12 protein-coding genes are annotated in these 13,072 nt (G+C 43.8%); 5 read left to right on the top strand and 7 right to left on the bottom strand.

The features are described from left to right. Nucleotides 1-514: 514 nt before the first annotated feature. Nucleotides 515-1,075 carry a sugar O-acetyltransferase gene (locus tag R7Q38_RS00345; RefSeq protein WP_053349374.1) on the bottom strand — a complete coding sequence of 187 codons (561 nt, stop codon included), beginning with the start codon at nucleotides 1,073-1,075 and terminating at the stop codon, nucleotides 515-517. A 129-nt stretch (nucleotides 1,076-1,204) separates the two neighbouring features. Beyond that, nucleotides 1,205-1,603, bottom strand: coding sequence for an OsmC family protein (locus R7Q38_RS00340; protein WP_005374132.1), 399 nt, complete (start codon nucleotides 1,601-1,603; stop codon nucleotides 1,205-1,207). A 202-nt stretch (nucleotides 1,604-1,805) separates the two neighbouring features. Here R7Q38_RS00340 and msrB point away from each other — a divergent pair, with 202 nt between their 5' ends. Next, nucleotides 1,806-2,948, top strand: coding sequence for a peptide-methionine (R)-S-oxide reductase MsrB (msrB, locus tag R7Q38_RS00335; protein ID WP_167415760.1), 1,143 nt, complete (start codon nucleotides 1,806-1,808; stop codon nucleotides 2,946-2,948). Between the two features lie 33 nt (nucleotides 2,949-2,981). Next, nucleotides 2,982-3,128: a DUF2256 domain-containing protein gene (locus R7Q38_RS00330; protein WP_005374142.1), complete on the top strand. Its 147-nt coding sequence runs from the start codon at nucleotides 2,982-2,984 to the stop codon at nucleotides 3,126-3,128. A gap of 61 nt (nucleotides 3,129-3,189) precedes the next feature. Here R7Q38_RS00330 and R7Q38_RS00325 read toward each other — a convergent pair whose 3' ends face one another. From R7Q38_RS00325 to R7Q38_RS00315, 3 genes are read right to left on the bottom strand one after another with little or no spacing between them, the layout of a single operon-like run. After that, a complete protein-coding gene (locus R7Q38_RS00325; RefSeq protein WP_017819732.1) occupies nucleotides 3,190-3,897 on the bottom strand; it encodes an SDR family oxidoreductase in 708 nt (235 codons plus the stop codon). Further along, nucleotides 3,897-5,441: a cryptochrome/photolyase family protein gene (locus R7Q38_RS00320; protein ID WP_239938525.1), complete on the bottom strand. Its 1,545-nt coding sequence runs from the start codon at nucleotides 5,439-5,441 to the stop codon at nucleotides 3,897-3,899. Before R7Q38_RS00320 ends, R7Q38_RS00325 begins: the two co-directional genes overlap by 1 nt. Further along, a complete protein-coding gene (locus tag R7Q38_RS00315) occupies nucleotides 5,441-6,793 on the bottom strand; it encodes a DASH family cryptochrome (protein ID WP_085569242.1) in 1,353 nt (450 codons plus the stop codon). Before R7Q38_RS00315 ends, R7Q38_RS00320 begins: the two co-directional genes overlap by 1 nt. A gap of 349 nt (nucleotides 6,794-7,142) precedes the next feature. Between R7Q38_RS00315 and R7Q38_RS00310 the strand changes: the two genes are divergently transcribed. Next, the gene (locus R7Q38_RS00310; protein WP_005374150.1) at nucleotides 7,143-8,156 is read left to right on the top strand and encodes a GGDEF domain-containing protein; all 1,014 of its coding nucleotides are present in this window, start codon (nucleotides 7,143-7,145) and stop codon (nucleotides 8,154-8,156) included. A gap of 90 nt (nucleotides 8,157-8,246) precedes the next feature. On the opposite strand, the gene R7Q38_RS00305 is transcribed toward R7Q38_RS00310, so the two are convergent. After that, nucleotides 8,247-8,825, bottom strand: coding sequence for a malate synthase (locus R7Q38_RS00305; RefSeq protein ID WP_005374156.1), 579 nt, complete (start codon nucleotides 8,823-8,825; stop codon nucleotides 8,247-8,249). Nucleotides 8,826-8,999: 174 nt separating this feature from the next. Between R7Q38_RS00305 and R7Q38_RS00300 the strand changes: the two genes are divergently transcribed. Next, on the top strand, nucleotides 9,000-10,556 hold the full coding sequence (locus tag R7Q38_RS00300; RefSeq protein WP_005384164.1) for a DUF3612 domain-containing protein: 1,557 nt from the start codon (nucleotides 9,000-9,002) through the stop codon (nucleotides 10,554-10,556). 387 nt (nucleotides 10,557-10,943) lie between these two features. On the opposite strand, the gene R7Q38_RS00295 is transcribed toward R7Q38_RS00300, so the two are convergent. After that, a complete protein-coding gene (locus tag R7Q38_RS00295) occupies nucleotides 10,944-12,299 on the bottom strand; it encodes a diguanylate cyclase (protein WP_021035911.1) in 1,356 nt (451 codons plus the stop codon). A 132-nt stretch (nucleotides 12,300-12,431) separates the two neighbouring features. Here R7Q38_RS00295 and R7Q38_RS00290 point away from each other — a divergent pair, with 132 nt between their 5' ends. Beyond that, nucleotides 12,432-13,037, top strand: a complete 606-nt coding sequence (locus tag R7Q38_RS00290) for an alpha-ketoglutarate-dependent dioxygenase AlkB family protein (protein WP_005374161.1) — start codon at nucleotides 12,432-12,434, stop codon at nucleotides 13,035-13,037. Nucleotides 13,038-13,072 lie beyond the last annotated feature (35 nt).

The raw sequence follows: 13,072 nt of genomic DNA, 5'->3' as shown, positions 1-13,072 counted from the left end.
ATATTATTGGATACTTAATGTTTTCTGGAATATTGATTATTTTTCTCCAGACATTATTTATAGGTATCATGCATATTTTAATGCCAAAAAAAGTTGTCAATAGTTACTTTACAGAACCTTATTTTAACACTTTCGAACTAGCTCTATTTACGGGATGGCCTTACGCATTTTTCCGAACATTGATGTTTGTTCGTTTAATCGTCCAACCTAGCTCAGGTAAAAAACGAAAGTTACCCGATATCTCCAAAGAAGTGCCTAGATGGTACCGCTCACTATCAATTCTATTAATAGGAATAATTATTATAAACTCCTCTATGCTGATAGTCGTATTCTCTTCAGCTGGAATACTCGCATTAGTAGATAGTTTAAACCCTTAATACCTTATTGTTTTTCAAGTTCAAGTTGAAACTTTGAAGTTGAATAATGTAGAAATAGCTTATTTGGGCTTAATGTAACTCGAATAAGCTATATTCTTCTCGAAAGCTATATAATTGTCACAACGACGCTTGCTCTCTTACAATAATTCTTCTTCGTTGAGACGACGAATCAACTTAGCTGGCGTGCCTCCGTATAGACAATCTGGCGGCACATCATGGTTGACTACCGAGTTCGCTGCAATCACCGAGCGAGCGCCAACTGTTACACCTTGGTTAATAACGGAGTTACCGCCAATCCACACATCATCTTCAATCGTGATGGGTTTACAAAACGTTTCCCAACGTCGGCGACTGCGGTAATCAACAGAATGAGAAGCGGTATAAAATTGCACGCTCGGTCCAATGAGCACGTGGTTCCCGATGGTAATTTTGGCACCATCGAGCATGACCACGTTCATGTTGATAAAGGTTTCTTCACCTATTTCGATGGTCTTACCAAATTCACAATGAAAAGGGGACTGGACAATACAACGGCCTACCTTGCCAAATAGCTGCTTTTGCAATTCGTCGCGCTGACTTTCGTCGGTGTTATTATTAAGTGCTCTAAGTGCTTGAAGAGCATGGCTTCTAATGGCGTCAATTTCTTTGTCCATGCCATCAAAGACCTGGCCAGACATCATTTTTTCTAGTTCTGTCACTGGAAGACTCCTACAACCTGCAATTACTGCTTTCAGATTCTTCACAAGGTACGTGAATTGCGAAATAAAAAAAGAGAAAAGCCCGGACTTTTCTCTTTCCTGTTTTTATATTTTGTGGAGTCTGTCGGCTTACACAATTTCCCAGCTGTGGGTCATCTCAACACCTTCACCTAGCATTAAGCAAACCGAGCAGTATTTTTCTAGCGAGTCAGCCGCCACTTTTGCTACGACTTCTGGGTCAAGCTCGTCACCTGACACTTCAAAGTGGATATTCACTTGCGTAAAGATACGCGGTGCGGTTTCACGACGCTCTGTGGTTAGCTTGGCATTAACTGACGAAACCTTTTGGCCTGCTGTTTTCAAACCATCAACAACATCGACAGAGCTACAGCCACCAGCAGCCATTAGTACCATTTCCATTGGGCTTGGTGCGGTTGCACCACCATTGCCATCCATCACTACGGAGTGGCCCGACTGAGATTGCCCAAGGAATTTAAAATCTTCTATCCATTTAACTTCAGCTTGCATGATTTACCTCATTTAGCATCGCTTATTCAAGGCATCGTTGCCCTTACTAGCGGTGTGTTTCTTGTCGATACTTTAGCTCTATCGCATAAAAGGGCAACGGAATTTTCAACATCACTGTAATTTTTTCGCTCGGTTACCTTTCTCTATACGTAACACTTTTTATTTAAGTAACACTTTCTACAAAAATAACGATGAGGTAGCTATGAAGAATATGTCTAAGTTATTGGCCGGTTTCTCCTTCGCACTTCCAGTCTTGTTTCTACTATTGAGTAAAACAGGTACCGCCGATACGATGGATAAGCTGAAGGCTTCAGAGAATACAAGAATCGCAACGCTAGCTGGCGGTTGTTTCTGGTGTACAGAATCGGATTTAGAGCAACTGCCCGGCGTAATCGATGTTGTATCAGGTTATTCAGGTGGTCATATTGAAAACCCGACTTACCGCCAAGTCTCTTCTGGTAAATCTGGTCATATTGAAGTGATTGAGGTGAAGTACGATCCTGCTGTCGTGAACTACGAGCAAGTGCTGGACTACTTCTTCCGTCATATCGACCCTACCGACGATAAAGGTTCATTTGTTGACCGTGGTCCTCAATACCGTCCGGCGATCTTCTATCATAATGCGGAGCAAAAGCAGATTGCTAAGCAGTTTATGATGGAAATCGACAAGGCGATGATCTATCCAAAACCGTTGAAAACAGAGCTGATCGAGTTTGAAAAGTTTTACCCTGCGGAGTCGTATCATCAGGATTACTACAAGAAGAGTAGCCTGAAGTACAAATACTACCGCTACGCATCAGGTCGCGATAAATATCTCGACGAAGTATTTGGTGAAGATCGAAAAGAAAGCCCTAAAACACTTCGACAGTTGATTGAAGAAAAAAAGCTGCTTTCGAAAGTGAAAGTGTACAGTAAGCCTGCTCAGTCTGAAATCAAATCAAACTTAACAGAGCTACAGTATTACGTGACGCAAGAAGAAGGCACGGAGCGTCCGTTTGATAATGAATACTGGGACAACAAAGAAGCGGGAATTTATGTGGATATTGTGACCGGTGAACCGCTATTTTCTTCTACTGATAAATACAAATCTGGCACAGGTTGGCCAAGCTTTACTCGACCAATTAACCCGGGTTACATCGTGGAGAAAACCGATTATAAACTACTCTACCCTAGAACGGAGATCCGCAGTAAGTTTGGTGATTCACACCTAGGTCATGTGTTTAAAGATGGTCCGAAGCCGACGGGATTACGCTATTGCATGAACTCTGCTGCGATGAAATTTGTACCTGTGAACAAGATGGCGAGTTTAGGCTACGGCGATTACCTGTACCTATTTGATAAGTAGTTTTAACCAAATTAGGAGTGAACATTCAGCGCGATGAAAGGTTTTAAATCCAACCTTCCCATGAAAGTCTGTCCGGTCTGTCAGCGCCCATTTTCTTGGAGAAAGAAGTGGGCGCGAAATTGGGAGGAAATCGTTTATTGTTCTGAGCGTTGCCGAAGAAATAAATCAACGAAAACGTAGGTCACTCCGACCCTATCTGGAGTATGTTATTTCATTTGTATTAACGTTTGTACGCGTTCTCTTACCAAGGTAATAACGTCCCATCATAAGCCCAAAACGCCCCGCTATCTTGCGGGGTTGCTTTTTCTATCAAGCCTAATAAATCCTTAGCAACTCGCTCTGGCGTGAACAACTTTCCCTCTGGGACATTGGTTTGAAAAGGTGCCGACAAAGCGGTATCTGTGGTGCCAGGGTGAAGTGAAAGCACCGTGCCATGTTTGACCACTCTTTGCCATTCGATCGACATGGTTTTTAGGAACATGTTTAATGCGGCTTTCGATGCTCGATAGCTGTACCAACCACCTAACTGATTATCGCTAATGCTGCCAACTTTGGCCGAAATGGTCGCAAACTTGGGTGCAGTACTGCGCTTTAGCTTGGGCGTGAAGTATTTCGCCAACAGCAAACTTGGCAAAGTATTAACCGTGATGGTTTGCTGAAAGAAGTCTGCGTCGAGCGAGCTAAGATTCTTCTCAGGACCTTTCTCTTGGGTGTGCAACATACCAACACAGTTCACCAACCAATCGACGTGTTCAATCTGCTCACTGAACGCTTTTACCTGCTCGTCTTGCGATACATCCACTTGATGCCAAACGACATTTGGGTGTTGCCAATCTGGTTGCTGCTTACGATAAGTGGCATGCACGCGAGCTTGAGGAAACCGAGCTGCGGCTTCTCTCACCATCGCCAAACCAATTCCACCATTGCCACCGACGATGAGTATTTCCATCACAAGTTCTCCACGTTTTCTATGTAGTGCTCTGCGGTATCAAGAATCGCTTGGCGTTGTTGTTCTTCCATGTTGTCCCAAGAGCGGAAAATCATCCCGATTCGTGGATTGGCTGCGAGGCGCTTGTCGTGTTTGTTCATAAAGCGCCAATAAAGGCTGTTAAACGGACACGATCCTTCCCCACTCCTCGCCTTATTGTCGTAATGGCAACCCTTACAGTAGTCGCTCATTTTGTTGATGTAAGAACCACTCGCCGCGTAAGGTTTGGTGCCAACAATGCCGCCATCCGCAAACAATGCCATGCCACGTGTGTTCGGCATTTCGACCCATTCAATCGCATCAACATAGATACCGAGATACCACTCATCCACTTGATCTGGGTCGATCTCGGTTAGCAAGCAAAAGTTACCAGTGACCATCAAACGTTGGATGTGGTGTGCGTAGGCATAATCGAGGGACTGCTCAATCGCATTGCGCATACAGGCCATTTTGGTTTCGCCACTCCAAAAGAAGTTTGGCAGCTTTCTTTCTGCGCCCAGCTCGTTCTTTTTCGGGTAATGAGGCATGTTCGCCCAATAGACGCCTCGAATGTACTCTCGCCATCCTAAGATTTGGCGAATAAACCCTTCGACTTGAGAAATGTCGATGTCTGCGTTGGAATGAAATGCCTTGAGTGAAGCATCAATGACTTCTCTCGGGTGCAGCAATTTGCTGTTAAGCGAGAATGAAATTCGGCTGTGATACAAGCTCCACTTAGCATCGTGCTGGCCTGTCATGGCATCTTGAAAACGTCCAAATAACGGCAGACAGACTTGGCAGAAATGCGCGAGTAAAGAGAGGCTTTGCGCGCGATTAATCGGCCACAACAAGTCCCCTTCGAGATTTCCGATGGTTTTGATGTCATGTCGTGCCAGCCGCTCAATAATGCCGTGGATGTCAGTACTGAACATCAAAGGTTGTGGCAGTTGTTCAATGTCTTTGGCTTTGAGCTTGTTACGATTATTGGCATCGTAATTCCATTTTCCGCCGACGGGCTTTCCGTCTTGCATCAAGATGTCGAAGCGCTTGCGCATACGGCGGTAAAAGTGCTCCATCATGATGTGTTTACCTTGAGGAAACTGCGATTCTATTTCCTCAAACGGCAACAAAAAATGTTCCGAGTCGACACAACGCGTCACGACCCCATCAAGCTTTAGTTTGGCTAACTGCTCCAGAAGACGGTATTCATCCGGGCGTTGATATTCAAACTTACTTGCACCAACTTCACTCGCGTAGTGTTGCAAGACTTGCTCAAGATCGTCGAAGGATTGTGTGTCATCCAATGTGAGATGCAAAACTTGATGACCCTCGCTCTGACGCTCTTTCGCAAACTGTTCCATTGCAGAAAAGAACGCACACACTTTCTGAATGTGATGCGTGACGTAAGTATTCTCTTGCTTGAGCTCCGCAATCAGGTAAAGCACTTGCTCATCCGGTTGCTGAAACCAAGAGTGCTCACTGTTGAGTTGATCGCCCAAGATCAATCGTACGGTTTCAAATTGCATTACGGTTTCTCCGATGACGAAGCTTTGTCACTGCTGCCCATCACAATCGGCCAATCGACCATGTCTACACTATCCAAATGCGCGCCAGGACAACGACCTTGCCACCTATCGATGAACTCCATGTGCGGATCGTACATTTCGGTTTGCTTTTCGAGGTTGAATTGTCGTGAACCACGCGGATCAGCACCAACGCCCGCTAGGTATTGCCAATTTCCCCAGTTTGATGCCACATCGTAATCAACCAGTTGTGACTCAAAGTACGCCGCGCCATAACGCCAATCGAGGCCAAGTTCATGCACCAAACAACTGGCGACTAACTGTCTGCCACGATTCGACATATAACCGGTTTCATTAAGTTGGTGCATACACGCATTGACGATAGGAAATGGCGTTTCACCTTTCTTCCATTGTTGAAAACGGTGCGCGTAAAAGCTGGTGAGTGGTGCTTGATTTTGGATGCCACCGAATCGGAAGAGCTGTCGCTTGTGTCGACGGGCATACCAATAAAAGTATTCACGCCAAAGCAGCTCGAAGTAAATCCAGTAGGTTGAATCATTTGCACCATTCTCCGCTTCATAACGTTTCAACATGGCATAAATAGTTTTCGGAGAAACGCACCCATGAGCTAGCCAAGGAGAGAACTTGGTGGAGTAATCCATGCCATCTAAACCATTGCGTGTTTGTTTGTATTCACTGGCTAGTGTGGAAGCAAAATACTGGCGACAATGTTCAAGCCCGCGGCTTTCTCCACCATGAAACGCAGCTTTTGTGTCAAAGTAATATGCAGTAACGGAAGGAAGATTCACACCTAAAGGAATTGGAGGTAACGAACGGATACTCTCGTGGGGCCGAGAGATGTCTAAACCTTCAACTTGCTTTCTAAACTGCGTGAAAGTCGTAGGCAGATTGCTCAAGTCAAATGGCAGTTGTTCTTCCCTTAACAGGGTCCGGATTGCTTGCTGTTTTATTTTTACATGAGACGCGCCTTCAACTGCGCGATCTAACGCTTGTTGCTCATCCGAACCGGGAAAGGCGTCAGCATATATATGTGTGACGTCGAAGCGATTAACAGCATACTTGATTGCTTGATCGGGCGTCAGTTCAACCGCCCATAATCGCTGACCAAGGTGATTCAAAGATTGATTGAGTTCACTAAGCGATAAGTCGAGAAACTGCAATTTCGCACGCCCGAAAGAGGCTTCCTGCGCAAAGTGATGCAAGTAAGGCGTCATTGAAGGGTAGCAATACAAGCAAATTAACTCGTCCATTTCTACACTGGCGCTTTTCAACAGTGGGTTGTCGTGCAATCGCAAGTCGTTCGTGAACCAATAAAGTCCTATTTTCTTTTTCAATTCGCACCCTCAGATGTTAATTCTTCGTCTACGAGTTCTTTTCACGGAGACCCTGACGTTAAGCCTTTTGATTTACTTGCTTTTATACGAAAACGAGAGTTTGACGATCATTAGGTTACTAACGTTTACACGGAATCCATTTGCTGGATATCTCAAAACACGCAATACCACCAAATGCCTGTACATGTTTCATACTGATATTTTATAAAATTCGAATCCAACGGTATTGATCACGATCTTAATCACTCATTTTCTATATAAACCATGCAAAAGTGATAAAAATTAAAGCGACATTAGTTAATATCCGTTAATCTAAGCCCAATCCCATTTTGCTAGTACCATCGCAGAAATGACCGACGAGTTTAAGAAATCAACCGCTAATTTAAAAAAAGCGGTCCCACTGATGATCAAAAACCATGTTGCTGCCACGCCAGCCAACTACGCGCTTTGGTATACCTACGTTGACAAGACCATTCCAGAACTCAACTTTGAGTTAGACACGGTGTTAGAAAACTACGGTATTTGCCCGCCAGCAACCAATAAGCAGCTTTACAACAACTATGTGGCCAGCAAAGCAGAAACCAGCCTTGAAGATCTTAGAACCAATGTAGAAGTTCTGCTACATGAAGTATCCAGTTCAATGAGCGATACGATTTCAGATACTTCCTCCTTTTCTGAGATGGTAGACAAAAGCTTTAATAAACTGGAAAAAGTTGAGGACAATAGCCTAAGCATTGAAGAAGTGATGGTGGTGATTCGTCAACTTGTCGCAGAGTCACACGAAATTCGTCACTCAACAAAGTTTTTGAATAGCCAATTGACTAACGCGAGTGAAGAAATTTCTCGCCTCAAAAACCAATTGGCTGAAGTACAGCAAGATGCGTTGTTCGATGGTTTGTCAAACCTATACAACCGCCGAGCATTTGACAAAGATCTCTCTTCACTTATTGCATCAAATCAGGCAATGACCTTGATCATGCTTGATATCGATCATTTCAAATCATTTAACGACAATTACGGGCACCTTTTTGGCGATACAGTATTAAAAGCCATTGCCCGCCGACTACAACAAAGCTGCCGAGATGGGATATGTGCGTACCGTTTTGGTGGTGAAGAATTCGCGTTAATTGTACCTAACAAATCTCTGCGAATTGCTCGCCAATATGCAGACACACTACGCCGCATGATAGAAAAGCTGCGTATCAGAGATAAGCGCTCAGGCACACAAGTTCACAGCATTACCGCTTCTTTTGGGGTAGCAGAATTTGAGCCGGGTGATACGCCTGAAGCCTTAATCAATAAAGCCGACAAACAGCTTTATGAAGCAAAACAACTCGGTCGTAACCGCGTGATGCCAATTTAAATAAACTGGCTAAGCGAAAACGACTTTTATGATGAAAAAGAAAACCCCGCGCTGTAAAGTGCGGGGTTTTTGTATCCAATCATGAGTATCTTAATCGACGCTGTAACAGTAACTTAGAATGTAGTCGTCACCATTTTTTGCGGTATATTCTTTATCTTCACTGCATGCCATTGGCTTACCTTTTTTGTCGCCTTTGATTAGACTTATCCAATGGCGCATCGCGGTTGGTGCATTGCCAGTTAGTTCAGGATGAAACGTCGTGCGAGTTTCCAATTGAATATCATCAATGTCCACTAATTCCACGCAACCAGTGCCTTTATGACAGCCAAACAGCACTTCTACATGATTGCCCGAATCATCTTTGAACAAAATAGACTTTGGATCTTCCTTTTCACCAGTGTACGCCACGAAGTGTTTTGGGCTTTTCAGGCCGCTGTGTGTACCGTCTTTGAAATAAGCCAAAACATGGCGGTAATCAATCACGTAACTTGATACATCTTGGTGCGACCCGTTCTCCAATGGAAACATGCGGTCTAGTAGTTGCTTCGCTTTTACTTGTTTCTCACTCTGCTGCTCAGCACTTACCGCTTCGACGGCAAATACGGCTTCAGCGATAAATGGGCGTTGTTGTTGTTGCATCTCTTTTTTATCGAAGTTCAGCATATTCATCGTCATATCCTCGCACTTAAAAACTCGTCCTAGAGTAAAAACTTAAATCCTTTATTTAAGTTTCAGGCAATTCTGTGAAGTGGATGGTTAATTTCCTTGCCTGCTCATTATGTAGACTAGCGAAATATTGACTACAATTTCACAACAAAAATTTTACAATGTGAATTTTACAAAATGTCTGTGTCAAAAAGCCTTATTCGTCAGTCTCATTTTCTTGGTACGAAAATTCGTAACCTAAGAAAAAACAACCATTTAACGATGGAAGATTTGTCTGCCCGTTGTGTAAGAATTAATCCAGAGTACGCTCCGTCGGTTTCTTACCTTTCAATGATTGAGCGCGGAAAACGCGTACCGAGTATCGATATGCTCGAAGTGATCGCGGAAGTTTTTCAAAAAGATCCTGCTTGGTTTTTAGATGATGAACCCGAATTAGAAGCCATCACACCCAACAAAGGAAATCGTGGCGGGATTAGTGGCATGGCGTTGGAGCCGAGCTTTCTGTTCTCCAATGATATTCTTCAAATCGCGATACCAGAAATGCTCTCCCAAACAGGTATCACGGGGCGTCAGTTTGCTCATCTCTTGATTCGAGCACACCAAGAAAACCATCAAAACCATTTTCCTGATTTAGAGCGCGCCGCCGAAGAGGTCGGCTTGAAGCGGCTGAATCTATCTGTAGAAGATCTCGTAGACATTGCAAAGAGTATGGGATTGGATATCCGCTGGGTAGATCGAGCGCCACAAGATGTGATTGATGAACTGGGCGTCAGCGCCAAACAGTTGATTACGTCTTTCATGGAGCCACCTGGGACTATTTATCTCAATAAACGAATGCGTGACTATCCAACCCGATTGAAGTATGACTTGGCGGTATATATTGGTCATAGAGTGCTCCATAGCAGCGATGCAATGAATAACGTTTTATCTATCGGGCATCAAAACAATTGGGAGCAAATGGACAGCCCTGTGTCTAACTCTGAACTCAATTCGCAAGATATCCTGCAAGCTTGGCGTGATTTTGAGTCCAGCTTCTTTGCCGGTGCCCTACTCTGCCCCAAAGTACCCTTTCGTCAGTTGCTTGACCGTTCTGGTTACGAGATTGATGTTCACAAAAAGGCGGGAGTTTCTCCTTCTGTTGCAATGCGTCGCATGACGGTGGTCTCGCCTTACCCTCATTGGCACTATTTTGATGCCTATGGCCCTGGCAAGTTAAAAGCCGTGTATCGCGGAAATGGTATTCCATTGCCTTGGGGCAACATGCGCAAAGTGAACGACCCTTGCCAGCACTGGGCGGTATTCCGACGCCTTTCCCAGCCTTTGGATACAAGTTCAGCGCAAATTTCGATTTTAAATGTTGGTGACGAGCCACGTATCTACTGCTGCGAATCGGTCAACGTATTTGATCCTGCGGGGAATAATCGGGTGCTATGTGCCGGTATTGATCTTAACCCTGCCATTTCTGCACAAGGTGGCGATGCCGTTTCCATAGCGGAAGAACTTAAGTCCCTTTGTGTCGCTTCCGGCGGAAGTAGTGTTATTCCTCCCCACATCAAAAAAGACTTAACGACTATCGCTAAGATATTAAACATCAACTGGATAGAGCGCGGGATTCAAACCCAAGCAAGGTTGATCTGCTCCAGAGGTGCGGTTTGTCCAAGACAACCTAGTTGTTACAGCAAGTGCGGAGAAGCTGATGAGACGGGCAACGATGTGAATATCATCGGGCTTTAGAAAGAAAAAACGCCAATCACAATAAACGTGATTGGCGGTATATACTTGTGAACAATTTGTATTCACTAACAACGTCAGTTGGCTAGGTGACCCTCGGCTTAATAAGGGTCACTCTAAGTAAAGCACGATGCGTGCCAACTTTAAAAAAGCCGTTTTTTAATAGATCCAGATGCATATCGTTGCTTTATTAACCATTAATTTCGCAAACTGCATTTGCAAAATGCAACATTATGCAAATATGCCACTTAATGCACTGCTAATAACGACTCTCTCAGCAAAGTGTCTGTGAACATATGAAGTCACATATTCTTGCACCTCAATGATGATGAGATTTCGGGCTCCCAACTTTACCATTCCTCTAACCCCTTATTGAAACTGGGTTCAGGCTCATCCGCCATGCTTTTGTTGATACATTCTCTCATCGGCTATTTTCATCATTTGCTCAGGAGATGACATTTTCGGGTCAAATATCGCGTACCCAATACTGGCTTTCAAATAGATAAGCGTTTCATCGTAAATGACGGGCGTCGAGCATAGCGCTAATCGAAGTTTTTGTAGAAGGGACTGAACATTTTCTTCCGTTCCTGGGTGATGAACTACAACTAAGAACTCATCACCGCCCATTCTGGCCACGATGTCTGATTTACGCAGAGAGCTTTTTACCCTTTCAGCCGTAGCGATTAAAACTTTGTCACCTGCGTCGTGACCATAGGTGTCGTTAATGTGTTTAAACCTATCTAGGTCAATATTAATTAAGGCGAAGCTATAACGCTTTTTATAACGTTTCGCTATTTCGAACTGCTGCTTGTAAAACTTCATAAAATAGCGACGGTTTGGTAAATTCGTGAGTTCATCGTGTAAAGCTCTGTCATCTGCAATGGTATACAGTCGATAAATGGCGAACAGCGCGAGGCTAAGTGCGAATATAATGGGATAGCCGATTACTCTAGCTAAATGCAACTGATGCCAAGAGATTTGGCGATCAGCTTTGCCTCCAGAGAAAACCACCATACTCCACCCACCATAAGGAAAATGAACCATCTCTTTTGCATATACCATGCTATTTACACTTTGCGCGCCAAAGAAAGCATCACCAAATGAGCCACCGCTATCGTAACCACGGATCATTAAAGGGTAACGATACGAGAAATCAATTACGCCGGTTTCTCTCATCAGAGCATCGAAATCAATCACCGCACTGATCACTCCCCAGTAGTCCTGATTCATTGGAGGATCAAGAAAAACAGGCACACGCACGATCAAACCTCGGCCACCTTGGATCAATGTAACGGGCCCTGCGATGAAAATTTCTTGTACATCCTTGGCTTTTTGCACCTGTACCCACTGCTGTGGCACTGCGCGGTAATCAAGGCCGATTAGGCGCTCATTACCTTGGCGTGGAAATACATGACTAATTACATCATTTTTCGCGATACCGATGATTGTAATATGTTTACTTTTATTTAGGATTCGGTGAGCGGCGATACTCAATTCTTCTTCTTGATTTTTAGGAAGTAACGTAATGAGTGTCGCTAAAGTACTGGCTTTGTAGATATCCGCCATAAGTACCGCTTCCAAATTGGAACGGAGAATGGAAAGTTGTTCTTTGGCCTCAACTTGAACTCGCTCTTTGTGAAGCTCTTGCTGGTTTCGATTTAACAGCTCGATAACCCCAATACACAAAGCGAAAAAGGTGAGGAAGAACAATGCAAAATAGCATCGCTTTCTGGGTAAATAACGCATTTTCTCCCCACAACTCGTATACAACTACGAGATTTTTTATTTATTGTTAAAATTCTTATTATCACAAGAATAACCAATCATAATCAGAAAGGTAACAGTGATTGACAACTTTTATGTTTTAGGTGTGAGATGATGCATCAACAAGGCGATTTATTTGGCGGCGATCTATGGCAAGAAGTAGAAAGAGGAAAACTTTATTATGATCCTCATTTTCTTAGCCATCTTGAGGCGGATAATTACTTTGACCAACTTCGAAAGACACTGCCATGGCACCAAGAACACATTACTATGTTCGGCAAGTCAGTACTTCAACCTCGCTTACAAGCGTGGCACGGTGATGCAGCATATACTTACTCAGGCTTAACCATGCAGCCTCACCCTTGGACTCCTGAGTTAACTCAGCTGAAAGTGCGTTGTGAATCAGTTGCTGATGTCACTTTTAATTCTGTTCTCGCTAACTTATATCGACACGGTCAAGACTCAATGGGCTGGCACCAAGATAATGAACCAGAGTTAGGTAGAAACCCTGTTATCGCATCTTTGAACTTAGGTGAAACACGTCGATTTTTGCTTAGAAATTTACATTGTAAAACTGAGATTGAATATGAGCTTTCTCACGGCTCCTTACTGATTATGGCTGGCGAGCTACAGCATCACTGGAAGCACTGCGTACCAAAAACCGCGAAAACCAAAGATGAACGTATCAACCTGACTTTTAGGCAAATTTTTAACTATTGACTCAGCTTTTACATTCTCAATTAATATTGATGGTA

The sequence above is a fragment of the Vibrio sp. Vb0598 genome (assembly GCF_033338935.1).
In the GTDB taxonomy this organism is placed as follows: domain Bacteria; phylum Pseudomonadota; class Gammaproteobacteria; order Enterobacterales; family Vibrionaceae; genus Vibrio; species Vibrio alginolyticus.
This window is presented reverse-complemented; position numbering and strand designations above follow the sequence as displayed.

What these genes read in the sequence shown, in the direction of transcription:
- R7Q38_RS00340 (WP_005374132.1), bottom strand. Translation starts at nt 1,603, where the DNA reads ATGCAAGCTGAAGTTAAATGGATAGAAGATTTTAAATTCCTTGGGCAA.
- msrB (WP_167415760.1), top strand. Translation starts at nt 1,806, where the DNA reads ATGAAGAATATGTCTAAGTTATTGGCCGGTTTCTCCTTCGCACTTCCA.
- R7Q38_RS00330 (WP_005374142.1), top strand. Translation starts at nt 2,982, where the DNA reads ATGAAAGGTTTTAAATCCAACCTTCCCATGAAAGTCTGTCCGGTCTGT.
- R7Q38_RS00325 (WP_017819732.1), bottom strand. Translation starts at nt 3,897, where the DNA reads ATGGAAATACTCATCGTCGGTGGCAATGGTGGAATTGGTTTGGCGATG.
- R7Q38_RS00320 (WP_239938525.1), bottom strand. Translation starts at nt 5,441, where the DNA reads ATGCAATTTGAAACCGTACGATTGATCTTGGGCGATCAACTCAACAGT.
- R7Q38_RS00310 (WP_005374150.1), top strand. Translation starts at nt 7,143, where the DNA reads ATGACCGACGAGTTTAAGAAATCAACCGCTAATTTAAAAAAAGCGGTC.
- R7Q38_RS00305 (WP_005374156.1), bottom strand. Translation starts at nt 8,825, where the DNA reads ATGAATATGCTGAACTTCGATAAAAAAGAGATGCAACAACAACAACGC.
- R7Q38_RS00300 (WP_005384164.1), top strand. Translation starts at nt 9,000, where the DNA reads ATGTCTGTGTCAAAAAGCCTTATTCGTCAGTCTCATTTTCTTGGTACG.
- R7Q38_RS00295 (WP_021035911.1), bottom strand. Translation starts at nt 12,299, where the DNA reads ATGCGTTATTTACCCAGAAAGCGATGCTATTTTGCATTGTTCTTCCTC.
- R7Q38_RS00290 (WP_005374161.1), top strand. Translation starts at nt 12,432, where the DNA reads ATGCATCAACAAGGCGATTTATTTGGCGGCGATCTATGGCAAGAAGTA.